The sequence below is a fragment of the Alteribacter populi genome (assembly GCF_002352765.1).
GTDB lineage: Bacteria > Bacillota > Bacilli > Bacillales > Salisediminibacteriaceae > Alteribacter > Alteribacter populi.
The window spans coordinates 1,742,267-1,768,093 of sequence record NZ_KZ293963.1; the positions used below are offsets into that span (position 1 = coordinate 1,742,267).

A 25,827-nucleotide genomic window follows, 5' to 3' on the forward strand; every position below is an offset into this window, starting at 1 on the left:
CCTTATTTCAAACTAGCAACAAAACATACGATAATTTCAATCTAAACCTTTGCCATTTCAACGACGTTCAATCTTGCGTCCAACTCTTCAATTGCATTAAAAAAAATCGCTTCTGGCAGTTTACCGGAAATAGGACTTCCAAAACCCTTTTCTACCTCACCAAATTGACTTAAAATACAGTGTTTTAACGCCACTACTTCCTCATTTTGAATCGAAATTCCTGCTTGAGTGGTCGCTTCATTTATCATTTCCACACTCATGACTAGATGCCCCATGAGCTCACCTTCTTCCGTATAATCAGGTGTAATCGCATCGCTTATCCACCTTGTTTTTCCGATATCGTGTAATAAACAAGTCGTGATTAACAAGTCTTTGTTTAAGTCTGGATATACAGAAAGCAATTGTAAAGTAGCATGACATAACGAAACGACATGCTCCAATAAGCCTGCATAGTATGAATGGTGCATCGTTTTTGAGGCAGGAAGTGTCGTAAGCCCTTCTCTAATTTCTTTATCTCCAAGGATTTTCCGGATAATTGCATTGTACGTTTCACTATGAATATCATCAACGATCATTCTTAAGTCATGCCACAGTTCTTCCCTTGGTGTCCTTGATTTTTGGACAAGACTTTGGATATCGATTTGGTCTTCCTCAGAAGCGACTCGTACACGGTTGATTTGCAATTGTTTCTTTCCTCGGAATAAGCGAATTTGACCATCGACTTTTAAGATCGTCTTCTTTTGGACGGCGCTTTTTTGTTGATCCGTGACTTCCCATATTTTAGATGGAATGGTGCCGGACTCATCACCTAGAACCAAATTCATATATTCATCCCCGTTAGCAGCTATGCGGACTTCCCTTTCCTTTACGAGAAAAAAACCAACCAGCCTTTCCCCTTCTTGTGCGTTTGCAATTGTCTTCATCGTGATCCCCCGCTTTAGCTAGACTTTCTACATGTTATTATACTATTTCATCTTTATCGGTAAAATATTTCTCCTTCAGTCTTCAGTATATGTAAGAGTGGCACAACTCATTATAAGCTTCACTTTTTTAAAGAACGTTTTCTCCAAACTGTTTTTGTAAAGTTTGTTGCTTTTTACTTTTAGTTGTTTTCTAAAGGCTCTTTTCTAAACGATTGTTGCTATTTGATACAACTGTTCCTCGTCGCAAGAAGACTATTGTTGCTTCTACCACTGGAGTAGGTGTCGCTCTATAAATTCTTACAAAAAAACCGGGTACCTGATATTACCTCAGTCCCGGTTTTAAAGATTATTGAGTTAAACGTACGGTATCTCTTGCAAGCATAACTTCTTCGTTTGTTGGAATAACAATGACTTTTACTGGCGAGTGAGGATAGTTAACGAACGCTTCTTCTCCTCGAACCTTGTTTAAGGCTGGGTCCCAGTAAATCCCCATAAACTCAAGGCCTTCTAGCACTTGAGCGCGGATCGTGTCACTGTTTTCACCAATCCCTGCCGTGAAGATAACCGCATCCAATCCGTGCATACGCGCCGCATACGAACCGATATATTTGTGAATACGAGATGTAAATACGTTCATTGCTAATTCTGAACGGTCATTTCCTTCATCAGCAGACTCTTCGATATCACGGAGGTCACTTGAAAAACCAGATAGAGCAAGCATTCCACTCTTCTTATTCAACACTTGAATAACGTCTTCAGCACTCATTTCTGTTTTTTCCATAATATACGGAATTAACGCGGGGTCAATGTTACCAGAGCGAGTTCCCATTGTAACACCAGCAAGCGGTGTAAAGCCCATAGATGTATCAATGGATTTTCCTTCTTCAATCGCTGCAATACTCGCACCATTTCCTAAGTGACATGAAATCAAGCGAAGTTGATCCAGTGGACGTCCAAGGATCTCAGCTGCACGTTGTGAAACGTATTTGTGAGACGTGCCGTGGAACCCATATTTACGAATGCCGTATTCCTCATAATACTCATAAGGCAAGCTGTACAAATAAGATTGTTTTGGCATCGTTTGATGGAATGCTGTATCAAAGACGGCTACAGCAGGCACATTGGGAAGCACTTCCTGAAATGCCCGAATCCCCACTAAGTTAGCTGGGTTGTGTAATGGTGCCAGCTCAGACACTTCCTCAATTCCTTTAATCACTTCTTCAGTGATTACAACGGAATCATTAAACTTTTCTCCCCCGTGAACAACACGGTGGCCGATTCCTTCTATCTCATCCAACGATTGAATAATACCATTGAAAGTAAGTTTATCCAGCAGTATTTTAACCGCTTGTGCATGATCTTCAAGATTAAGAATATCTTTTTGCTTTTCCCCATCCACTTCAATTGTGAAGATGGAATCATTTAATCCAATCCGTTCAACGACACCTTTTGTTACAACTGTTTCATCCGGCATTTCTAACAGTTGAAACTTTAAAGATGAGCTTCCAGCGTTGATGGCTATTATTTTTGACATAACAAAATCGCTCCTTCAACTTTTTACCCTTACTTGCTTTGAACAAGTGTGTGTTCAATGAAAAGATGAAAAGGAACTGTCCTCTTCATATCATTTTATGTGTTATATTTTCACCATCACATATTAAACCACTTCGAAGTAGAGATTGCAAGCCTCTGTTATAGTTTTTTAAAAATTAAACTATAACACAGAGTACAGCTTTTTATGATGATTAAGCTGTAAGATCAGCCGTCATCCGTATTCATACTGTTTCCGTACAGAAGGAGTTTTATGAAAGCGGGAAGAACAGCCGTAAAAAATGAAGTTTTTGTTACAAAAAAGAAAGCGCATTCGTTGTTGCAAGCTTATCTATTGTTCTTTTTTCAAATAGGAAGAAAACCACTCGTTGATGTTCTTTACCATATCACTTAGTGCTTCCTGGTTTGTAAATGACGGGAGTTCTGCCAAAAGAGCTTGCCTTGGTTCAATGATGCCCTTTGCCCGTTTACGGATAACAAAAATACTTTTCCCCTGCTGTTCATTTTTGAACATCGATTTTGGCAGTTGAAGTAAAGAATAAATAAGCGCTTCTTCCTTTAAAAACGTATGTAAATTTTGTGCTTCTTCTGTTTCAAATAAGAAATTCGGGATTAGGAAAATGAGAAATCCACCTGGTTTTACGTGTTTTAAGCTTTGCTCGATCAACAAATGATGGACAAAGGAATGGCCTTCGTCGCTTTGTAAGTTGAAAGTCGCTGCTTTTTGGTCGTCTGGATAATAGCCTATAGGCAAATCTGAAACAACCAAGTCGACATTATGCACATAAGGAGTAGCAATACTATCTTGATGGAAAAGGTCAACGTCTTGTTGCTGCATATTTGCATTTACAAAAGCTAACTTAATTAACGTTTCATCGGCGTCACCACCGACGGCATGAATGCTTACCCTTGCTTGATTCATCACCGCAGTAAGAAGGTTTCCAGAACCAACCGCCGGGTCAAGGAGGACTTGTGTTTTTTCTTTTTCGATGACAAGCTGTTCGACAAGATGACCCATAAACAAACTAACGGCATCTGGTGTCATCGCATGATGCGGCTGAGTTGCTTCTTTCATCCCCTTAAGGACAGCTAGTTGAAACGCCTTTCGAATCTCTTCTGCTTTTAGCTGGTCAAGTAAGGGGGCAGATTGAATGATTTCACTCATTTTTTGTTGATCTTCACTTGTTAGTTGAACTGTACTCTCATTATCTAAAATCGATTGACCACCTTCAGGTAACGCTTCTAGGTAAGGCAAATCGCTCTTTTCTTGAATGAGTTCAGCAACTTGATCGAGTGCGGTATATAGTTTTTCTGTATTGGTTTCTGAATGTATCAAAATTCTCCACTCCTATAACGTTTCATCATTCTTATCTTTACCATTCATTCATTTTAACAGACGTGCTTTAAGTCGCAAGCTATAAGGAAAAAGAGGAAGAAGGCAACCACTTGCCTTCTTCCTCAACAACAGATTATTATTGTGCACTTTTCGCCGCTTCAAGAGCAGCATCATAATCAGGATGATTTGTCACTTCCGAAACGTATTCTACGTATGTCACTTTATCATTACTGTCGATAACAAAGATAGAGCGTGAAAGTAAACGAAGCTCTTCGATGGCTACGGCGTAATTATTACCAAAGCTTAAATCGCGGTGATCAGATAGAACTTGAAGGTTATCAATACCTTCTGCTGCACACCAACGTTTTTGAGCGAATGGTAAGTCTACGCTGATTGTAAGAATTTCTACATTATCTAATTTCGCTGCTTCTTCATTAAATCGACGTGTTTGTTGTTCACAAACCCCTGTATCAATAGATGGAACAACGCTGATGAGTCGAACCTTTCCCTTGCTGTCAGATAACTTCACTTCTGAAAGGTCATTGGCTAGTACGGTAAAATCAGGTGCTGAATCTCCAACGGATACTTGATTCCCCATTAGTGTGACTGGTTTTTCTTTAAATGTTACTTCTGCCATGTTAAAGCCTCCTCTTTCAACTAGGTTCATACATAAAATACCACAAATAACCGGTCAATAAACAGAGAAAACCCTTATGTAAAGAGAATGACATATAGTGGTCTTTTATTAAGGCTCCTCACGGCTTAGGGTACTTTTCTCACGAGCTCCATCTTGCTTTACTCCCCACTCCGGGCGCTTCTCCCATCACGTGCTTTTTCACGACTAAAGCCTTTATTAAAAACAAAGAAAGCACCCTCAATTGAGAATGCTTTTTTGAAAACGTCTTAAAAATCAAGCTGCTGGCCATTTTTACCTGAAAAATTCTGTTGTGTTTGTTGACCTTGATTTCCAGATTGTTTTTGTGATTGCATCATTTGTTGGATTTTATCCACAACTTGAGGAGCGAATTCTAAAAGTTTTTCGTACAAGTGTGTACTTTGGTCTAAGTGAACCATTTTCACTCCTTGAGTATTAACGATGAGAAAAGCAATTGGCGTAATGGAGACTCCGCCACCACTCCCCCCGCCAAAAGGATGTTTTTCGTCTTGTTCACCATGCGACCCTTTCGTTTCTACGATAAACTCACTTCCGCCTGCAGCGAAACCAAACCCCACTTTGGATACTGGCATAATGACACTGCCATCTGGTGTTTCAACTGGATCACCTACAATGGTATTTACATCTACCATTTCTTTCAAGTTTTCCATCGCTGTTTTCATTAACCCTTGAATTGGATGTTCAGACATTCATATCCCTCCCTTTTTCTGTCTTTTGTGATGGTAATAGAGGTTTTCCTTTTCGCCAATGCCGTACCACTTTAATGGCCGCGATGATAGCATGCCCCATGCGAAATGTGATCATACATTTAAGCTCTGTTCTTGATATAACCATATTGTATACAGGTTGTATCGCCATGTATGGTAGAGTTCTCATTCTCATATAGTTCCCAATGACCCCAACAACATTCCCTTTAACAGCCCATAAAAGACCCGAAATACTGCCAGACAATGAAGCATCGGTAGTACCGATTACGGATTTCCATGATAATCGGTTAACGGACACGGTCATTAAAAAATGTCGTACTATGGTATGAAATCCAACTACATGCTTTAAAAAACGTTGAAATTGCTTAATATCGTATAGCATATCTCGAGGAGACATTTTATCTTTTTTTTCTTTATGACCAACAGCAGAATCTTCTTCCTCTTCGAATACCACAGTTGCGGTTTCTTTATCTATAGCAATAACAGGTACCTTAAGTGAATAGCGAATGATTTTCCAAAGTACAAATTTGGCGTTTAGTTCATCATCGTCCCCATTATGTACGTAATGAATATCAACACGGAGGGTAGAAATCGCAATGAGTAATACGAGCACAATAAAAACAACAATAAAACCAAGAATCCATAATAACCAGGTCACTAAAGCACACCTCCTCGAATACAGTATCGACAGTGCCAACAAAAATAAACCTGCCCAAAGTGGACAGGTTTAAAACGTTTTTTATGCACTTCTATGTTCGAGGGGTTCTGGGCTCTAAAACAACAGCTGTATCGGCAAACTTATCATGAAGACCTCGTTTTCGAGAGTCGAATGGGACAATGAAATATAACAGGTTTGTTATGAGAAGAGAGCGATGAATAAACCGGCCAACGACTTCCCTAAACACAACATCGCCCCAGGTTAGAGTATCCTCACTTTCAGAGATGACCAATAAACCAAAAATCCGCTTCCCTAAAGTTTGTCTTATTAATTTCGTCATTATTACGAAATAAGAGTAGCTCACAAGGGCAGTCATAAGTCCAGCAAGGGAGTAGATGCCAAAGGTCAAGTTGTCTAAACCAATCATGGTCAAAAATATACCAACTACGACTCCGTTAATGCTGGATACGACGAGTAAATCGACAAGATAAGCCCAAAACCTCATCCAGAAGCCGCCATAATGGACTTCCGCTACCTCTTCATTTTCTTGCTCATAAACTTGTTGTTCGAATTTATCTTCATTTTCTGTATGCTTTGAGTTGGAGTGAGACTCATTCATTCATTAACACCTCATTCCGTATATAAATACATCAACCGTGGAGCATGCGATTGCTGTATCCATTCTTTCATAGAATAAACAGACAGTTGATCTCCCAGGAAGGCTTGTGCTGTAGCACCAAAAAGCGATGGGAAACCAAGTGGTTGGCGATATTCAACAACATCGATATCCCCTTTTCCAATATCATCACGGAAAACTTCAATTACATCATCCAAATCCCCTAATTCATCAACTAAATCGGCCTCATACGCTTGATTACCAGTATAAATCCGACCATCAGCAAGCTCTTCCACTTGATCACGAGGAAGCTCTCGACCTTCTACAATAATATCCACAAAACGGTCGTATGATTCATCAATCATATCCTGGAGAATTTGTCTCTCATCATCCGTCATCTCCCGAGTTGCAGACATAATGTCTTTATACGGACCACTTTTTATTACTTCAGACTGGATCCCAAGATCTTCAGCAAGCTCACTTACATTAATCGACTGCATAATGACACCAATGGAGCCCGTCATTGTTTGTGGATGAGCAAAAACCTGTGTCGCAGGAGCCGCGATGTAATACCCACCACTTGCAGCCATACTGCCCATACTTACATAAACTGGTTTACGATAATCTTCTTGAATTTCGACAATTTTATCGTGAATCTGGTCACTTTCCATCACGCCCCCGCCAGGAGTATTTACACTAATAATAATTCCGTCTACTGTCCCATCATTAGCTGCAGCATCAAGCTGCTTTAAAAAACGCCCGTGATTGTATGTAGAGGCTTCAAATAAAGAAGGAGCATCGTAGCTGCTTTGAATGACTCCGTTTAAATGTAAGACCACAATTTTTCCGCGCCCATTTCCACTTTCCAAAACATGCTCATCTACAACCTCTTCACCGTCAAAAAGGTCATCTAAATCCATTGAAAACACACTAAACACCGTAGTGACAGCACTCGATGCAATAAACAATACAGCAGCAATAATCAGCGCTGTCCAACGTTTTCCACTCATCGTATACACCCTTTCTACATTTGTTTGTTCATCGCTCAAAAAACAACAAACCACTTGAAAACAACCTACGACCAAGACCTTGAATACTTTTCCAGTTCATATTACTCACCATTTGAAGGATTTCCCCTGTTTATCAAGAATTTAATTAAGACAGGGTAAACTACGTACAGTCCTGTATTCAATCATGAACCCTAGAAAGGAAGAGTCAGCATGCCAGACAGAAAAAATGTTTACCTCCACTATGTTGAAACAGATGAAACGAAGCATAAGGTCGAGCATTTGAGAGAATTAGGAAAAAAGTATAACTTCCATCTCGTCGATCACATAGGTGATGCAAATATTATTGCCAGCATTGGTGGAGATGGTACTTTTTTACAATCCTTAAGAAGAACGAACTTTCAAGAAGACTGTCTTTATCTTGCAATTAATGACGATCATTTGGGCTTTTATTCCGATTTTGATCTAGACAACCTTGAAGGAATTGAAGAAGCAATGAAAACGGATATGGTCGAAGTTCTTCGTTATCCTCTTCTTGAAGTTACGGTAGACGGACAAAAAAGTTTCTATTGTTTAAACGAATGTTCAATTCGATCAACGGTTATTAAAACATTTGTCATTGATGTCTATATCGACGATCTACACTTTGAAACATTTAGAGGTGACGGTCTTGTCATTTCCACTCCAACAGGCAGTACAGCTTATAACAAGTCACTAAAAGGTGCAATTGTAGATCCTCGACTCGCCTCTATGCAGCTCACAGAGATGGCCTCTTTAAATAATAATGAATACCGCACACTCGGTTCTCCGCTGTTGCTGAGCGGTGACCGTGAACTCGTACTCCGCATTGTTCAAGATGGAAACGACTACCCCATCATCGGTGCTGACAACGAAGCCTTAAGCATTCGTAACAGTAAAGAAGTAAAAATCCGGGTCGCAGACCGCCAAGTAAAGATGTTAAAGCTAAAAGACAATTCCTTTTTGCATAAAGTTAAACGTAGTTTTATAAATCAATAAAACCTCTCTCGGAAGCTTGATTAGTGAATCTTCTCTTCAAGCTTCCGTGGTTTCGTACATAACCGTATTATCTACTACTGTTTTCCTTACTTTTACATTGAACCATTCATCTGGAGAAAGCTCAAATAGGTCGTCTGAAAGGATCGTAAAATCTGCAGTAAAGCCTGCTTTTATCACGCCGCGACTCTCTTCTTTTCCAATTGCCTGTGCGCTGCCGCGTGTAAAAAGCTGTAAAGACTCAAATAAAGAAAGTTTCTCTTTTGGGTAATACCCTGCGTGACTTTCTTCAGGCTTTCTGCGTGTAACTGCAGCGTGAATGCCTAAAATGGGATCAACTGGCTCAATTGGAGCATCAGACCCTCCAGCACACGCCAGTCCCCTGTCTAAATAGGTTTTCCAAGCAAAAGAAGTTTTTAGCCGTTCTGATCCGATACGCTGTTCGACCCAAGGAAAATCTGAACTGACAAATCTCGGTTGAATATCAAGAACGACTGGAAGCTCCTCCAGCCTGTCTAGTAAATCTGGAGCTGTTACTTGAAGATGGATAAGCCGGTCTTTTAAGCCTGCTAGCGGCGGGTGAGCCTCCAACGCGTCAATCGCATATTCAAGAGCCAAATCCCCTATCGTATGAATCGCAACAGGCATCGAAAGCTCTCTTGCTGTCTCGACAATTTTCATTAACTGTTCTCGACTATGAATAGCGACACCATTTGTTGTCTGATCATCATTATAAGGCTCCCTTAATAAGGCAGTCCGCCCACCAATAGATCCATCCGCAAAAATCTTTACAGCTCCAATTTCAAGAATCCGGTTTAATTTGCCAAAGTGGTATCCTTGCTCTCGTAATGGCCTGGCCACTTCATGGTGGACTAGCAGGTTAGCTCTGAACTTTTTCTCTTGCCCATTAATAACATTCAAAAAGGTTTGAAGGGTTAATAAGCTATCACCATAGTAATTCAAATCTTCGGTATGAGCTCCGACAAACCCTTTTGATAATAAATCTTCCAACGAAACAGTAAGGGCTTTTGTTAAATATTCCTGATCAATGTCAGGCATAACCTCACGAATGAATTCCTGTGCTTGATCTAATAAGTAGCCAGTGGGCACCCCATGATCATCCTTGACAATGACACCACCAGGAGGTTCGATCGTTGTCGAATCAATACCCGCTAGTTCAAGAGTATATGTATTCACAAGCATCGCATGGCGACAAATCCGCGATAGTACAATCGGATGCTCAGTGGTTATCTCATCAAGTTCATGTCTGTGAGGAACTTCAGCTGGAAAAAATAAGTTCTCGTTAAAACCATCAGCAATGAGCCACTCACCTTTTTTCAATTCTTTTTTCCTGTCATTTAATACCTTTTTCAACTCTTGTACGCTTGTAATTTCAGACAAGTTCAGGCGCAATAGTTTTTCTCCGTGACCAATCATATGTAAATGACTATCTACAAAGCCTGGGTAGATCACGCCGCCGTGAACATTTCGCTCCTCAGTGATTTTCCCTGCAAACGTATCTGTTAATGCTTTCTTCGTTCCAACTCCTTTGATCAAGCCTCCTTCTACGAAAATCGCTTCTTCTACGTCGTTTTCAGAAATTAATGTACGCACTTTGCCTCCGTACCACAATGTCCCCATATATTCATTTCTCTCCCTACTTCATTAACCGTCAAAATTTGGGATTGTATTCCAATCTTTTCATCATTTATCATACATCTGATTAAGAACAAAATCAAAATTCTCTATCGAAGATTGTTCTTAATTTTAGACCTTAGGTTAAGATAGATTGCGTCTTCCTGGTTTCGGATCATGTGAATCGGAAGCTTCTCAAAAAAGAAACCGATATATTAGAAGATATGAACACTCAAATCATTACTGAGACGAATGTGGCCATCTAGGCTGGACACTTTGAAGCAAGGGATCAAGCTCCTTCTAAAAAGGAAGAGCAAAGGGGAACGAGCAAAAGTTCTTTTTGATATGGTTACCCTCGTTTACAATGACCTAAAATTAGCAAATACATGATGAAATCGTGAAAAGGCAAGTCTGAAGGCGATAGCCTAGTTGAATTGTAGTGTTTATAATGCCTCTTCATAAAAAAAGATCTTCTGCGCAATTGGACCGAATCTGCGAGACTCCTGCGGAAAGCGAGCAGATCAGGCCAATGGATCTACAAAAGATACGCTTTTTACAAATAGGTAATAATCAAGATGGGAGAAAGTATTATTTTAAAGTTGTGTGTTTGTTTAAACAAATGAATTATGCAACTGATTCATTAAGGCTTTTTTATAAAAAATGGTGTTATTTTTTGTGAACCCAAGCCTTAGTGGGGCTTATACTTCATTTATTTAGAGAAGTAAAACTTTCTTAAAGTATAAATAAAGGAGTCTCCCCTTATCAAGGAAGACTCCTGTTGCCATTATATTATTATTTGGAACCGCCTAATTGCTGCTCAGCTTGTTGAACTAAGCGTTTTGTGATCTCACCACCAACGGAACCGTTAGCGCGAGAAGTTGAATCAGCACCAAGCTCAACTCCGAATTCTTGAGCAATCTCGTATTTCATTTGGTCTAATGCTTGTTGTACTCCAGGGACTACTAATTGGTTCGAACTTCTGTTATTTGCCATTGTTTTCACCTCCCTTGTAATCATAGAATGCGACAGGAAGGTGAATCACATGCATAAAAAACATTGGTTATATTACCAATATATGGTACATTATATTTCTCTCTTCTTTCAGGTTCACTTGATATAAAAAGTACTTTAATTGATGGAGATAAGCATAAGGCAAGCGAATGCTTACCTAACACTCAAAAAGCAACAGCAAAATCACTTACAGAAAGTCTTCAAATTCTTTATCTAATACATCTGTTGATGATAGGTTTTTCTCAAATGTTCGTTCAACAGCGTCATCAACCATCGATTGGATATCCAATGAGCTTTCAAATTTCTCTGCTTTTTCTTTGTTCGGTTTTGTTTTTATTTGAGGTGGTAAAAAAATGGTGCAGCAATCTTCATATGGTAAGATCGACAGTTCATAAGTATCAATCTCTTTCGCAATATCAATAACCTCGAGTTTATCCATCGCGATTAATGGCCTTAGCACTGGCATGGACGTTACATCATTAATCGTGTGCATACTCTCTAATGTCTGACTTGCTACTTGACCTAGACTTTCTCCATTGGCAATCGCCAAGGAACCTCTTTTCTGAGAAATTCTCTCGGCAATACGCAGCATTACACGTCGCATAATCGTCATTTCATACTGATCAGGCACGACGTCATGAATTTTTTTTTGAGCCTCTGTAAAAGGAACGATGTGCAAACGAATCGAATTTCCCGCATAACGGGACAATACTTTAGTTAAGTCTTCTACTTTTTGAAGCGCACGTTCATTAGTAAACGGTGGACTATGAAAGTGAATGGCTTCGAGCTCTACACCCCGTTTGAATAATTGAAACCCGGCAACAGGACTATCAATGCCTCCAGAAAGCATAAGCATCACTTTACCACCCGTTCCTATCGGAAGACCTCCTGGGCCTTTAACAGTCTTACAAGTGAGGTAAGTTCCTTCTTGGCGCACCTCCACGCGTAATTCTACATCAGGATTGTGAACGTCCACTGAAACTTTATTTGTATTGATTAAAATATGTGAGCCAAGCTGATAATTTAAATCTTGAGATCGGACAGCGAACGATTTATCTGCCCTTTTGGCACTCACTTTAAATGTGCCTCCATCACCGGAAAGAGCGTCCTCAATCGCATACAAACCAGCTGCTTTCATTTGTTCAAGATCATTTTCCACCTTTAAAGCCGGACTAAATGAATGAATGCCAAAGATATTTTTTAAAACGGTCGATACACCTTGTTCATCTTCCCCGTTTAACTGAACAAACATACGACCAAACACCCGTTTCACTTTTACATTTGAAAATTCACGTAATCCTGTTTTAACATTCTGTTGTAGTTTTTTTTCAAAATCTTTTCTGTTTTTCCCCTTCAAAGAAAGCTCTGCATACCGGATTAAAATATGATCATAAGCTACATGTGTCATTTGTTTACCACCTTTAAAAGAGAAGGAATCAATTCCTTCGTATAGTTAATAAATAATGTCATTTCTTCCATAGTATTTTCAAAAGATAACGAAACTCTTACACCACTTGAGGCGCGATCTTTGGCAAATCCGCATGCATTCAAAACTCTGCTCGGTTCTGATAGCTTTGAAGAACATGCACTCTTTGTAGAAACATATATCTCCCTTTCAGCGTAGGACTGGACGATAACTTCTGGTTTTAAACCCGGTACTGAAAAATTAACAATATGAGGTGCATGCTGTTGAGGCGTATTAATAACCACCCCTGGGACTTCGCTCAGACCTTCGATCAGGTAGTCTGTCATTGCCATCAGCTCACTTGTTTTTACAGAGGCATTCTCAGTAACAAGTCGAAGTGCCTTCACCATGGCAGTTGCTCCTGCGACGTTTTCAGTCCCTGCCCTCATTCTATTTTCCTGACTACCTCCCAAAATAATCGGTGAAAGGAGTACTCCTTGCCCTACATATAACATTCCACTACCTTTTAAACCGTGAAATTTATGAGCGGACAACGTACAAAGATCCACTCTTGCTTCTTTGAAATTTAAGGGAACTTTGCCAATTCCTTGTACATGATCAACATGAAAACGAATCTTCGGAAACTCGGATAAATAATGACCGATTTCCGCAATCGGATTAATTGACCCTAATTCGTTATTTACATGTATTAAGGAAACAAGGGTAGTCTGATGAGTAATCGCTTTTTTTACATCCTCTAACCGAACAACACCTTGCTCGTTTATAGGGAGGTAGGTAACTTGAAATCCTTCTTTTTCAAGTTGCTTGAAGGTCTCGTAGCTCGAAGCATGTTCAGCAGCAGTCGTGATGAGATGGTTTCCTCTTGCTTTATGCTGGTAAGCCGTCCCTTTAATAGCGAGATTGTTCCCCTCTGTTCCTCCAGAGGTGAAAAGAATTTCCTGAGGATGAACGGATAGAAGAGAGGCTGCTTTTTCTCTTGTTTGTACGAGGAGCCTCTCTGCATACTTTCCGAAGGGATGTAACGAAGAAGGATTTCCAAAGTAATCAAACGATATTTTTGCAAACGTATCAATCACTTCTTTATAAGGCCTCGTTGTTGCACTATTATCAAAATAAATCATTAATATTTATCTCCTTCATCATAAACATAGCCTAAAACGTATACTCTCCAACAGCTAATCATATCATAACCTTTAGACACTTTTCAGTATTTATTTTCGGATTAAAATTCAATTAATTTTTATTGTTTACAACATTCGAGATTATGTTAAAATAACTTTGGCTTTAACGCTTTAAATTCAAACTCCACATATTCCCAAAGGTACCAGAGAGCAGAACAGGAGGTATTACCTAATGCAATCTTCATCATTCACAAAAAAGGAAACGCTTGCACTTGGACTTATGATGTTTGCTCTTTTCCTTGGAGCAGGAAATTTAATTTTCCCACCAGCTATGGGACAAGAAGCTGGGACATCCTTATGGGCAGCAACTCTTGGTTTTCTTGTAACAGGAGTAGGTCTACCCGTATTGGCCATTGTTGCAATCGCAAAATCTGGAGGAAACCTTCAGGAAGTATCAAACAAAGTGGGTCCTTTGTTCGGGGCAATTTTCCCACTTATAGCCTATATGGCAATCGGACCTTTGTTCGGTATACCACGTACAGGGAGTGTCGCTTTTGAAATCGGAGCTCTCCCATATTTAGGAGATGGAAATCATACCTTTCCTTTATTTATTTTTACTGTTATTTTTTTTGCCGTTAGTTATTGGTTATCTTTAAATCCATCCAAACTTGTTTCAAGGCTGGGAAAATACCTTACGCCTGTCCTTGTTATTCTTCTAGGATTATTAGCGATCAGCGGTTTGATCAACCCTGTAGGTGCGATACAAAGCCCGACCGAAAACTATGAGCAGTATTCATTTTTCACCGGTTTTCTAGAAGGTTATTTGACCATGGATGCAATTGCTGCACTCGTTTTTGGAATCGTTATCATTTCCAGAATGCAGGAAAGAGGAATTACCGACCGTGGAATTATCGCGAAAAAGTCGGTCCAAATTGGCTTAATTGCGGGCGTCGGACTTGCCCTTGTCTACTTCTCGTTAGCTTATCTTGGGGCAACAAGTGTAACTGAACTTGGGATGCTGGAAAACGGGGGGCTCATTTTAACAGGTGTCTCCCAATTATTATTAGGAAATATAGGATTGATCATGTTATCTTTTGTGATTACCATTGCCTGCCTGACAACTTCTGTTGGTCTAATCTCTGCATTTGGTGAGTATTTAAAAAAGGTCATACCTGCAGTCCCTTATCCTCTTACAATTGGGATTATCGCTCTTTTCAGTTTAATCATGGCGAATATGGGACTTACCCAACTTATTCAATTTTCACTGCCTATGCTAATAATGATTTATCCAGTTGCTATTGTATTAATTGTATTGTCACTAACAGAAACATTTTTTCAAAAGAAGCAGAGTGTATTTAAGGGAGCCGTTATCGGCGCAGCACTTATCAGTATCCCTGAAGGTCTCATTACAGGTGGTTTAGTAGGTGAAGGTATCGTAACATTATTTAACGCCATTCCACTTTCCGAAGTTGGAGTTGCGTGGGTTCTTCCGGCAGTAATCGGGGGTATCATTGGTTACTTTTTATCCTCACAAGCTAAAAGCGTAAACTAAAAATTACATTCACTACGAGGGTTATGAAAAAGGGTAAAAACAGCTTTTTCATAACCCTTTTTTTCACAAGCGGGATTTCTAATAACTCTAGAACTCAAATACAACGGGTGCCGCTTCCATGGCTTCGCTTTCCGCAGCAACGCTCCAGCCTCCTCATTCGCGACAGGCGTGCGCACTCTGTGCTCCTGCGGTTCCTCGTCGCAAGCAGACCATTGTTGCTTGTCTTGCTGGAGTCTCCGTCATTGCAGCAGCCCCCCTTGACTATCTCAAGTGTATCTAAAAATCGGGTGTAAGGTTTTTGGCAAAAGGAGCGTTATTTCCTTGCAGATTCTCTCCATGAGAAAGAGTATACCCTCTTGCCACTAGGTAAAGACGGCTAAACATTAGGAAAGCCGAGTGATTAAACACTCGGCTGGATAACTTCATCAGTTTGGACTTTTTCTACGATTTGTGGGTCATAAGGCTTTATTGCTTTAACGCTGATATCCAGAGCTTCTTCATACTGATAGTTACGAAAAGCATCCTCCGCTTGAAGAAGTTGAATATTAATTCGATCATCTTGTCTTCGATAACGATTCCCATACTGAATTACCTTCTCGGCAAGCGTCGCCTTTTCAATCATTTCATTCAGAACATCCATGAAATTCTCAATATGATCGTATGCTTTATCAACGTGGCTTGTCACTTCATCGATGGATAGTGGAACTTCGTCAAGCTTATTCGATGCTTGTATGAAGTATTCCTCCGCATTATCCATCTCTTTTAAAATGTGGCTCGGTAGCCCTGGAATATTACTCTTCTGTAATCGTTTTTGACCTGTAATAAGTCTTTGTTTTAATTGTCTTAACGTCTCTTCAGCTTTTCTCTCATCACTTCTCATTTCCTCTAATACTTCCTTGGCACCACGCAGCTTCTGTTCCCCATCTTCCAGTTGTGTCATAAATTCATCGACCATCGTTCGTATAGAAGTATAGGTTTGTTTCTGATTTTCCGTATAATCTTCAATGAGTAAAAATTGCTGTGTAATGTCTTTCACAGTTTTTTCTAATTTATATTGATTTTTATACTCTTCTTCTGACAGGCGGTAATTAAGCTTTACCTCTTCTGTTTCTTCGATTAAGTGCTGGTAAAGGGTCGGCAAGTGGTTTACTCTTTGCGCTAATTCTGAAATTTGTTGAGTCACAACCTGTTTAGAAAGAGCTTCGTATTCTAATTCTTCATAAATGCCATCTATCTCTTTTTGCATTTCTTCTGTAGGTTCCTTTATTTCTTCAATTTTAACTTGATCTAATAGAGAGGCAAACGTGATCAACCGTTCCCTTATCTCAATAATTTGCGAAGAAAATGAAAAGTGTTTTATTGGAAATCCTTTCTCCTCCATTTCCGCTAAACCTTTTTCCAAATCTAATAATTGTTTCGGTATATCTTTTTCAATTAAAATAAGGTATTGTGGAACCTCTTCCATAAGCAAATTAACCCTTTGAAGGATTTCCTTCATACGGGTGAGTACAGTCCTAGCTTGAAGGTAGTTACCTTCTTCTGTTTCCTCATTAAACTTTTCAAAGGACGTATTCATTTCTTTCATCATGTCATCTAAACTGGCAACGGTGTTACCAAGCGTACTTCGCTTAACCCAGAGCTTCTTTTTCGTCTCATCGTAATAATGCTTTACTTCACTGATTTCTTCCCGGTTTCTTTCCTCACTTTCCACAAGTTCATCAATTTCCTCAATCATATTCTTCATATGTGTTTCAATTGCAGCAAGTGTATAATCTATTTCCGAAAGCAGCCTTTTACTTTTTCTAAACCTATAACGATTCGCAGATTCTTCTACATCAAACATTTTCTCTTCAATATCGGGAAGTTGATGAGTCACGATGTCGTCCCACTCTGCGCGCCATGATTCAAAACGTTGTTCGGTTTCACCAGACATTGTTAATCCCTTAATTTTCGATATTTCCTCAGTAACCGGTTCATTCATTATCGTCATTTTCCATTGTTCCAAGCGATCTACTTCTTTATAAACTCGTTTTCTCGAAAGTGAGCCAATGATAATTCCCACAATTAATAATCCAATAAGCGCGTAAATGATCACAGCAGACATACGAAGCCTCCTCATCGTTGAGCAATTTATGTAATATATTGTTGAATTTTAGTAATTATTCGTAAAAGTAAAGGACTGGATAACTGTCGAACTAAGTCACTATCCAACTGTTCACTCCAAAGTGTAGTATAATGAATGAAAGTACGAAAAAGAAAATATATTTAACCCTCGTAGATTCTACACGTCTCCCTTAATAATATCATGGAAAAATATATATTTGAGCGATTTTTTTGGATTTTTTTTAGTTCTTTCAGACTTTTTGTCACTCTTTTACTATTATAATACGACAATTTTGTACAAAGAGGTGTTCTTACTTGATTACATATGATGGCCACGTGCATACCCCATTTTGCCCTCACGGCAGCTCCGACTCATTGGAAAGCTATGTTGAAGCAGCCATCCAATTAGGATACAAAGGGATGACTTTTGCCGAACATGCACCCTTGCCCGCAACGTTTTGTGATCCTGTTCCTGCTCAAGATAGTGCTATGACATTTTCTAAGCTCAATCATTACTTAGAGGAAGTCAAGCTACTTAAGGAGCAATATCAACGTCATTTTACTATTCGTATTGGTCTGGAAGTCGACTATATTGAAGGTTTTGAGGAAGAAACTCGAAGCTTTTTAAATGAAGTAGGCCCTTTTTTAGACGATGCAATTTTGTCGGTTCACTTTATTCGATTGGCTGACCGCTATATATGTATGGACTATTCCCCAGAGTCATTTAAAGAATGTGTTCTTGAATTAGGCTCCGTAGAAGCAGTTTATGACTGCTATTTTGAAACAGTCCTAAAGTCTATCCATGCAAATTTAGGGTTCCACAAACCTGAACGCATCGGACATGTGACGCTCGTAAGGAAGTTTCAAAAGCAATTCCCAGCGACTTTTCCATACATAAATAAGCTTAAACCGATATTTGCAGAAATGAAAAAGCGCAACCTTTCGTTGGATATTAATGGCGCTGGAGTTAAGAAACCATTGTGTGAGGAAAGCTATCCACCTGTTGAGATTGAAAAACTCGTGTCCGAATATCAAATTCATTGTATTTACGGATCAGATGCACATGCCGCATCCCAATTAGCAAGCGGTGCCGCAATCGTACAACCTTTTTTTCGATCAAAATAGAATTATGTGTGGTTGTCAAGGACCTCCTTTGGAATCTCAGCATCAAATAGTTGAGACAACCAACCAGTGAGTTCCTGGTAATAGCGTTGAATAAAATGATTTTCATGAGGCATGAGGTGGTAGACCTCCCGAATATACTGCGGATGTAAAAAAGGTAAGATGAGCATTCCCCTAAGCTGTAAGATCCAATAATCGTTAGGAGGATGACGAAATTCTCCCTTTTCAAAACCCACTTTAACAATCTTTTTGTACAACGATTTTTCTTTTGTTAAATACGTGGTCATCAATTCTCTAACTAAGATCGTATCTAACGTAATCTCCCTGTGAACAAATCTAGCAAGGTGATGTTTACTTTGCTGATAAACTAAAACGTCCCAAATGGACGATAATAATGCAGCACCACAACCGGTTTGATCCATATGAAAAGTGTGGCGTTCAATTGAGGCTACATACCCCTCTAAAAAGTCGGTCATTAAATGTTCTAAAAGGCCTTGTTTACTTCCGAAATAATACGATATTAATGCCGCATTAGCTTCTGCTTGAGCTGCAATATCCCTAACTGACGTTCCGGAATAGCCTTTAACGTTGAATAGATCAATAGCTGCACGTAACACCTTTTCTTTTGATGCTGTACGCGATGACATTTTCATTCACTCCTTTGACCAAACAGGCCCTTTATCCTATAATTCGCAAAAAAATTACAATTCCCTGCAAAAAGACATCGAAATACGCAAGCTTTTTTATATAATAAATGAATTTCATAATTCTGAGCCTTGGCGGTTCGTCCGCGGAAAGCGAGCAGATGTAGGCCTACGGAGCTGCAAAAAGATACGCTTTTTACAATAAGTAATAATCAAAAAATGGGAAGAGATATTATTTTAAAGTTGCGTGCTTTTTTAAACAAATGAATTATGAAAGTGATTCATTTGGGATTCTTTTTATGATATACTTTACCAAATTTTCAGGTTGTGTGTTCAAGAAAAACCTGTGCAATCATCTATTAGGAGGACTGCTTCATGTTTGAATCAAAATCATATCAAGGCGAACTCTCAGACAAGTATGACACGTTATTAACTCAACTAAAAGGATTACTGTACGATGAAAAAGACTTCATTGCCAATTTAAGTAATGCTTCAGCACTTTTAAATCAATTTCTAACTGAGGTGAATTGGGTAGGGTTTTATTTATGGAAAAATGATGAGCTTGTTCTCGGGCCTTTCCAAGGACTCCCTGCTTGCGTGAGAATTAAAAAAGGTCGCGGTGTTTGTGGTACCTCTGCAGAACGCCAGGAAGTCATCCGTGTAGAAGATGTCCATCAGTTCCCTGGACATATTGCATGTGACGCCGCCTCACAATCAGAGATTGTTCTTCCTCTCGTAAAAAACGGTGAATTTTTAGGGTTATTAGATATTGATAGCCCACATAAAGGGCGATTTAGCGAAGAGGATGAAGTTCAATTGAAACGCTTTGTTCAAACTTTAGTTGAAAGTCTGTAATCTTTGTAAAACTTCATTGCACTTATCCTTGTCCGCTTTAGAGGAATCGATAATAAATAGGAACTTTTAAGATGTCTAAGCTCACATATTTCTCTTGACATTAATGCCCAAACATTATACACTGTTCTTTGTGCAAATAAGGCAGCCAAAGGTGAACATTATATAGTTTCATTTTATTCCCGTAGCTAACGAGGTGCATCGTGTAACTTCCAGCTGTCGAGGCGATGGTGCATGAAAATAAAATGACTATGTAACTGGGATCGCCACTACTGTTGACATTTTCACGAAATATTTATTTACACGAAGGAGGAGCTATTTATGGCTCGATATACTGGACCATCTTGGAAGCTTTCTCGTCGTTTAGGTATTTCTCTAAGCGGAACTGGGAAAGAACTACAAAAGCGCCCATACGGACCTGGTGAACACGGTCCTAACCAGCGCAAAAAAATGAGTGAGTACGGACTTCAGCTTCAAGAGAAGCAAAAACTTCGTCACCTTTACGGAATGAACGAACGTCAATTCCGTCGTATGTTTGATGAAGCAGGTAACATGAAAGGGATCCACGGTGAAAACTTCATGGTCCTACTTGAATCTCGCTTAGACAACCTTGTTTACCGTTCTGGTCTTGCACGCACTCGTCGTCAAGCTCGTCAATTGGTAAACCACGGTCACATCACTGTAGACGGCGGTCGCGTTGACATTCCATCTTACCGTGTGAAGCCTGGCCAAACAATCAGTGTTCGTGAAAAATCTCGCAACCTGACAATTGTAAAGGATGCTCTAGAAGTTAATGACTTCGTACCAGCATATCTTGACGCCAATGCTGACAACCTAGAAGCTACTTATACTCGTTTTCCTGAACGTTCTGAGCTTCCAGCAGAAATCAGCGAACAGCTTATCGTTGAGTACTACTCTCGTTAATTTGTTCAAGACTTTAAAAGCAGATCCAATTGGATCTGCTTTTTTATGTTATCACGATTCCTATATTTTGCCTTGTCGTTGTATAACATTAATAGAATTTAACGCACTTATAAAATACACCTCCCGGATTCAATTCCGGGAGGTGATTACTTACCCTTTGTAATGTACAAGGAAATTCTTCTTTTTTCCGCGGCGGATAATCGTAAACTGGCCGTCAATTTTATCTACGTCTCCCATTACTTTATCCATATCCTGGCACCTTTCTCCATTAATATATACCGCACCGTTTTTAATGTCTTCTCTCGCTTGGCGTTTCGACGAAGAAATACCGGACTCTACGAGCAAATCAATTAAGCCTTTTTCTTCCTCTACTGTAAAGGAAGGCACATCCTTAAAGCCTTGCATCACTTCCCCAGCCGTTAACTCCTTAAGATTGCCACCACCAAATAGCGCAGCAGAAATATTTTGTGCCTGTTTTAGCGCTTCCTCACTGTGGACAAACGTTGTCAGCTCTTCAGCTAAACGTTTTTGAGCTGCCCGCTCATGAGGTCGTTCTTCGACTTCTGTTTCCAATGTCAAAATCTCTTCTTTTGTTAAGAACGTAAAGTACTTTATGAATTTAATCACGTCGTTGTCATCGGTATTCAGTAAAAATTGGTAGAACTCATATGGGGATGTCTTCTCAGAATCGAGCCAGATCGCTCCCCCTTCTGTTTTACCAAATTTCGTTCCATCACTTTTCGTAACAAGTGGGATTGTAAATCCAAACGCTTTAGGTCTTTCATCTTCTTCTTGTCCATACATTTTGCGAATTAACTCAAGACCTGCAGTAATGTTCCCCCACTGGTCACTACCGCCGATTTGAAGTTTGCATCCTTCTTCTTTGTATAATTGGTAGAAATCGTAGGATTGTAAAATCATATAGCTAAACTCTGTAAATGAGATGCCAGCCTGAATGCGAGACTCGACAGAATCCTTTGCAAGCATGTAGTTCAATCCGAAATTTTTACCGACGTCACGTAAAAAATCGATGACACTCATACTACCGATCCAGTCATAGTTGTTTTTCAGTTTGGCTCCGTTTTCGCCATCAAAATCTAAAAACCTCGACAGTTGCCCTTTGATTTTATCACTGAATTCTTCAACCGTATGCTGTTCATTAAGGGTACGTTCCGCTTTTTTTCCACTCGGATCACCTATCAATCCTGTTGCTCCCCCCACTAAAGGAAGTGGTTTGTGACCCTCTAATTGAAAGCGACGAAGAGTAATAATTGTAAGCAAATGTCCAATATGTAAACTGTCTCCTGTAGGGTCAAATCCACAATAAAGAGAAATTTTATCTTTAGTTAGTAACTCTGTTAACCCTGCTTCATCGGTCATTTGATTAACAAGTCCTCGGTACTGCAGTTCTTCTAACAATGCCATAATTTTTCACCTCGTTTTATTAGTAAACAAAAAAAGCGCAAGGCGCCGAAACATAGACTTTTTACTTTCTTAAAAGTACAAAAAAGACCCCTCCCTAAAAAGGGACGAGTTTCATCGCGGTACCACCCTCGTTGAAAATGAAAATTTAAATCATTTTCCACTCACGGTTAACGGTCCGTTTCCGCCAAAGGAACTTGGAGCTCTGAGGGGTAATTCGCAAACGACTATGTTCCGGTTTTCACCAACCACCGGCTCTCTAAATACAGGGAGGCGTTTCCTACTGTTTCCTCATTCAACGCTATATTCCATATTACATTATTTATTTTTACCATATTAAATATTCATCTGTCAAACAGCGGCTAGTTAATTCGCCATTGAAGGTATTAAACCGACAATAAGTTGTGCTATAATATTCTTGACTTTTTAGGGGGTTTGACCAATGTCTGATAAACGATTTTCATTCAGGGAGTTATTTCGTCGCCGTGAGACACAGTCTGTGTTTAAAGGCTTTCGAATTACATCCCAAGTTGTATGGAATTTATTATTAATATTTATGATTATAGGGTTAATGAGCGTCTTTTTTGTAGGTGGTGCAGGGGCAGGTTACTTCGCTTCTCTTGTCAAAGATGAACCTATTCGCAGCTACGACGAGATGAAAGAAGAGATTTACGATTACGAAGAAACGTCAGAAATTTACTTCTCTGATGATGAATATCTAGGAGAAGTCCGATCTGATATCGAACGAAGAGAAATTGAGTTAGGTAACATTTCTCAACACCTCATCGACGCTGTTATTGCAACAGAAGATGAGTATTTTTATGAGCACGATGGGATTGTACCTAAAGCACTGCTTCGAGCTACATATCAAGAGTTCGCTAATGCTACAGTGCAAACTGGTGGAAGTACTCTGACTCAGCAACTAATCAAAAACCAAATCCTTTCGAGTGAAGTCTCATTTGACCGTAAAGCTACAGAAATATTACTGGCCATGCGCTTAGAACAATTTTTTGAAAAAGATGAGATCTTAGAAGCTTATTTGAATGTAGTACCGTTTGGAAGAAATTCTAACGGAAGGCAAATTGCAGGTGCGCAAGCGGCCTCTCAAGGACTCTTTGGTGTAGATGCGGACGAATTATCAATTCCTCAAGCCGCATTTATTGCTGGGCTCCCACAAAGCCCATTTGGTTACACACCTTTTACTGGCAGCGGTGATATAAAAGAGAATTTTGACGAAACTCATCCAGGCATCAATCGTATGAGAACAGTCTTGGATCGAATGCATCGTCATGGCTATATTTCTGAAGAAGAGTTTGAAGAAGCATTGGCTTATGATATTACAGAAAACTTAACCCCTAGTGTATCTGACAACTATGAAGAATACCCGCACATCACATATGAAGTATTGCGCCGAGCAAAACCGAAAGTTGCAGGTATGCTGATGGAACAAGACGAAATTGATGTTTCTGAAATTGAAGACGAAGAAGAGCGTCAATCTGTTATCAATGAATATGAAGAACGCGCGGAACGGAACATTCGCCGCGGTGGCTACCGCATCCATACGACAATTAATAAGGAAATTTATGATGCGCAGCAAAAAGTAGTGGAGGAATTTGATCAATTCTACTCTGATAAAAAAGAAAACGTTTATGATGAAGAACAGGATCAAGAAATTGAGGTTACTTATATTCAAGAAGCAGGCTCCGTATTGATTGACAATGAAAGCGGGAAAATCATTAGCTTTGTAGGTGGACGGGAATCAGAAAGCCACTACAATTTAGCAACGATGGCAAGACGTTCGACAGGGTCAACAATGAAGCCATTTACGTATGCTGCACTTTTTGAATCAGGAAATTTGCAACCCGGCTTTATCACACCAGACGTACCGTATGCAACACCAAATGAAAGTCATAATGTTATGAATTTCGACCGCGGATACCGTGGTTTAATGACCGTCAGAGATGCATTAAAGCTTTCTCGAAACGTTCCTGCCGTTCGAGAATACAACCTTGGATCTAATGAGGCAGTACAAGAGGCTTTAAGAAATAATAATCTTATTACACCTAATGAACCTGTCTATGAAATTACTCCGCTAGGTGTACACGATATTTCTTTGGAAGATAATACGAATGCCTTTGCGACATTTTCTCGTGATGGACAATATAAAGACTCCTATATGATTGAGCGCATTGAAATGCCAGATGGAGAAGTAATTTATGAACATGAATCAGAAGAAAGAGATGTTTACTCTCCACAAACAGCGTATTTAATGATCGACGTTATGCGTGATGTTTTAGGCTCCGGTACAGCTACAGCAGTGCCAGGAATGCTGAATTTCTCTACAGATTGGGCTGGTAAAACAGGAACAACTCAAGACACTCGTGATGCTTGGTTTGTAGCATCGAACCCAAACATATCGATGAGTACTTGGTTTGGGTATCGAAATAATGATGAACTTCCGACACATGAAGCTGGTCCAGGTTATTCGCGACGAGTACAAAACTTATGGGCAGAACTCGTGAATGCAGCTTATGAGATTGATCCGGATTTGATGGCACCGTCTAATCGATTTGAACAACCAAGTGGCATTGTCAGACAAGAAATTTGTGGAATTTCTGGACTTCTACCTTCTGACCTGTGTCGTGAAGCCGGCCTTGTGACGTCTGACTTGTTTAATGCTGATTACGTCCCTTCTGATCGTGACGATAGTCTTGAAAATGTTCGTTACGTGAAAGTCGGAAATAATAACTATAAAGCATTAGACTCTACTCCAGAAGAATTCACGAAAACGGGTGTCTCAGTCAAAGACGAATATTTTGACTTTGATGGTGATATTTCTGAGTACATTCCAGATAATTGGGACACGTTAGTTCCTGATGAAAGTGCTCCTGATAATGGACGCACACCAGACACATTAACAAGCGCATCAATATCTGGCGAAACGCTCACGTGGGAAGCACACCCTGATAATGATGTCATCGGTTACCGCATTTACCGTGCTTCATCACCTGATGGCGACTTTAGTCAGATAGATAGCGTAATATGGGACGGATCATTCTCCCAATCCGTATCATCTGGAGCATATGTTGTCACTGCTGTAGATGTCGCCGGTCGTGAATCATCACAAGGAGACCCTGTCATCTCCGGCTCTTTACCTGATGAAGATGAGAGTGAGGATGAAGACAACGACAATGGTTCTGATGAAAGCAGTGGCGGAAATGATAATGGAAATAATGACAGTGACGCCACCCGTGATGATGAGGATGACGAGACAGACGAAGGTAACAACGATGAGTCAGACTCAGATGACGGGAATGAAGATGACGACAATGATGACGATGAAGAAAATAACGATGATGAAGACGGTAACGGTGACGAAGATAATAATGATAATGATAATGATGAAGAGGACTAAGCTCTTTGTAGAGACTGCTGAACGAGATCAGCAGTCTCTTTTTTGTACTATAAAAAAAGTATCGAGAGACATATACAGCCTAAAGAAGAACCCAAGGTTATCTTTACATCCA

Annotated in this window: 21 protein-coding genes and 1 other annotated feature; of the genes, 6 read left to right on the forward strand and 15 right to left on the reverse strand. The window is 39.7% G+C overall.

Translation table 11 applies throughout. From position 1 onward, the window contains the following. Positions 1-41: 41 nt before the first annotated feature. From CDZ94_RS08495 to sppA, 8 genes are all read right to left on the reverse strand, one after another. Positions 42-923, reverse strand: a complete 882-nt coding sequence (locus tag CDZ94_RS08495; protein ID WP_096436117.1) for a 3'-5' exoribonuclease YhaM family protein — start codon at positions 921-923, stop codon at positions 42-44. Between the two features lie 346 nt (positions 924-1,269). After that, positions 1,270-2,457 carry an acetate kinase gene (locus tag CDZ94_RS08500; RefSeq protein ID WP_096436119.1) on the reverse strand — a complete coding sequence of 396 codons (1,188 nt, stop codon included), beginning with the start codon at positions 2,455-2,457 and terminating at the stop codon, positions 1,270-1,272. A gap of 348 nt (positions 2,458-2,805) precedes the next feature. Further along, the gene (locus CDZ94_RS08505; protein ID WP_342587623.1) at positions 2,806-3,810 is read right to left on the reverse strand and encodes a class I SAM-dependent methyltransferase; all 1,005 of its coding nucleotides are present in this window, start codon (positions 3,808-3,810) and stop codon (positions 2,806-2,808) included. 136 nt (positions 3,811-3,946) lie between these two features. Next, positions 3,947-4,447 carry a thiol peroxidase gene (gene tpx, locus CDZ94_RS08510; RefSeq protein WP_096436121.1) on the reverse strand — a complete coding sequence of 167 codons (501 nt, stop codon included), beginning with the start codon at positions 4,445-4,447 and terminating at the stop codon, positions 3,947-3,949. Between the two features lie 266 nt (positions 4,448-4,713). Further along, positions 4,714-5,175, reverse strand: a complete 462-nt coding sequence (ytfJ, locus tag CDZ94_RS08515) for a GerW family sporulation protein (protein ID WP_096436123.1) — start codon at positions 5,173-5,175, stop codon at positions 4,714-4,716. Next, positions 5,168-5,851, reverse strand: a complete 684-nt coding sequence (locus CDZ94_RS08520) for a DUF2953 domain-containing protein (protein WP_096436125.1) — start codon at positions 5,849-5,851, stop codon at positions 5,168-5,170. The genes ytfJ and CDZ94_RS08520 overlap by 8 nt, the downstream gene beginning before the upstream one ends. A 91-nt stretch (positions 5,852-5,942) precedes the next feature. Further along, the gene (locus CDZ94_RS08525) at positions 5,943-6,470 is read right to left on the reverse strand and encodes an RDD family protein (RefSeq protein WP_096436127.1); all 528 of its coding nucleotides are present in this window, start codon (positions 6,468-6,470) and stop codon (positions 5,943-5,945) included. A gap of 11 nt (positions 6,471-6,481) precedes the next feature. Beyond that, complete coding sequence (gene sppA, locus CDZ94_RS08530; RefSeq protein ID WP_096436129.1) at positions 6,482-7,477, reverse strand: signal peptide peptidase SppA; 996 nt, start codon at positions 7,475-7,477, stop codon at positions 6,482-6,484. Between the two features lie 210 nt (positions 7,478-7,687). Between sppA and CDZ94_RS08535 the strand changes: the two genes are divergently transcribed. Next, the gene (locus tag CDZ94_RS08535; RefSeq protein ID WP_096436131.1) at positions 7,688-8,491 is read left to right on the forward strand and encodes an NAD kinase; all 804 of its coding nucleotides are present in this window, start codon (positions 7,688-7,690) and stop codon (positions 8,489-8,491) included. 36 nt (positions 8,492-8,527) lie between these two features. On the opposite strand, the gene CDZ94_RS08540 is transcribed toward CDZ94_RS08535, so the two are convergent. From CDZ94_RS08540 to CDZ94_RS08555, 4 genes are all read right to left on the reverse strand, one after another. Next, a complete protein-coding gene (locus tag CDZ94_RS08540) occupies positions 8,528-10,129 on the reverse strand; it encodes an amidohydrolase (RefSeq protein WP_096436133.1) in 1,602 nt (533 codons plus the stop codon). Between the two features lie 786 nt (positions 10,130-10,915). Further along, complete coding sequence (locus CDZ94_RS08545; protein WP_096436135.1) at positions 10,916-11,116, reverse strand: alpha/beta-type small acid-soluble spore protein; 201 nt, start codon at positions 11,114-11,116, stop codon at positions 10,916-10,918. Between the two features lie 205 nt (positions 11,117-11,321). Then, the gene (gene thiI / locus CDZ94_RS08550; protein ID WP_096436137.1) at positions 11,322-12,542 is read right to left on the reverse strand and encodes a tRNA uracil 4-sulfurtransferase ThiI; all 1,221 of its coding nucleotides are present in this window, start codon (positions 12,540-12,542) and stop codon (positions 11,322-11,324) included. Continuing rightward, a complete protein-coding gene (locus CDZ94_RS08555; protein WP_096436139.1) occupies positions 12,539-13,681 on the reverse strand; it encodes a cysteine desulfurase family protein in 1,143 nt (380 codons plus the stop codon). Before CDZ94_RS08555 ends, thiI begins: the two co-directional genes overlap by 4 nt. A 232-nt stretch (positions 13,682-13,913) precedes the next feature. Here CDZ94_RS08555 and brnQ point away from each other — a divergent pair, with 232 nt between their 5' ends. Continuing rightward, positions 13,914-15,233: a branched-chain amino acid transport system II carrier protein gene (gene brnQ, locus CDZ94_RS08560; RefSeq protein ID WP_096436141.1), complete on the forward strand. Its 1,320-nt coding sequence runs from the start codon at positions 13,914-13,916 to the stop codon at positions 15,231-15,233. Positions 15,234-15,633: 400 nt separating this feature from the next. Here the strand turns inward: brnQ and ezrA are convergent, their stop codons facing one another. Further along, positions 15,634-17,337: a septation ring formation regulator EzrA gene (ezrA, locus tag CDZ94_RS08565; RefSeq protein WP_157911724.1), complete on the reverse strand. Its 1,704-nt coding sequence runs from the start codon at positions 17,335-17,337 to the stop codon at positions 15,634-15,636. A gap of 314 nt (positions 17,338-17,651) precedes the next feature. Between ezrA and hisJ the strand changes: the two genes are divergently transcribed. Then, on the forward strand, positions 17,652-18,461 hold the full coding sequence (hisJ, locus tag CDZ94_RS08570; protein ID WP_342587624.1) for a histidinol-phosphatase HisJ: 810 nt from the start codon (positions 17,652-17,654) through the stop codon (positions 18,459-18,461). 2 nt (positions 18,462-18,463) lie between these two features. Here the strand turns inward: hisJ and refZ are convergent, their stop codons facing one another. Continuing rightward, positions 18,464-19,105, reverse strand: a complete 642-nt coding sequence (refZ, locus tag CDZ94_RS08575; protein WP_096436145.1) for a forespore capture DNA-binding protein RefZ — start codon at positions 19,103-19,105, stop codon at positions 18,464-18,466. Positions 19,106-19,477: 372 nt separating this feature from the next. Here refZ and CDZ94_RS08580 point away from each other — a divergent pair, with 372 nt between their 5' ends. Continuing rightward, positions 19,478-19,957, forward strand: coding sequence for a GAF domain-containing protein (locus CDZ94_RS08580; protein WP_096436147.1), 480 nt, complete (start codon positions 19,478-19,480; stop codon positions 19,955-19,957). Between the two features lie 318 nt (positions 19,958-20,275). Then, positions 20,276-20,878 (forward strand): 30S ribosomal protein S4, encoded by a 603-nt coding sequence (gene rpsD / locus CDZ94_RS08585; RefSeq protein WP_096436150.1) that lies wholly within the window; start codon positions 20,276-20,278, stop codon positions 20,876-20,878. A gap of 150 nt (positions 20,879-21,028) precedes the next feature. Here the strand turns inward: rpsD and tyrS are convergent, their stop codons facing one another. Beyond that, positions 21,029-22,306: a tyrosine--tRNA ligase gene (gene tyrS / locus CDZ94_RS08590; RefSeq protein WP_280951883.1), complete on the reverse strand. Its 1,278-nt coding sequence runs from the start codon at positions 22,304-22,306 to the stop codon at positions 21,029-21,031. 94 nt (positions 22,307-22,400) lie between these two features. Then, positions 22,401-22,608, reverse strand: a binding site (T-box leader). A gap of 134 nt (positions 22,609-22,742) precedes the next feature. On the opposite strand from tyrS, the gene CDZ94_RS08595 reads away from it, so the two are divergent. Then, positions 22,743-25,715, forward strand: a complete 2,973-nt coding sequence (locus CDZ94_RS08595) for a transglycosylase domain-containing protein (protein WP_096436154.1) — start codon at positions 22,743-22,745, stop codon at positions 25,713-25,715. Positions 25,716-25,827 lie beyond the last annotated feature (112 nt).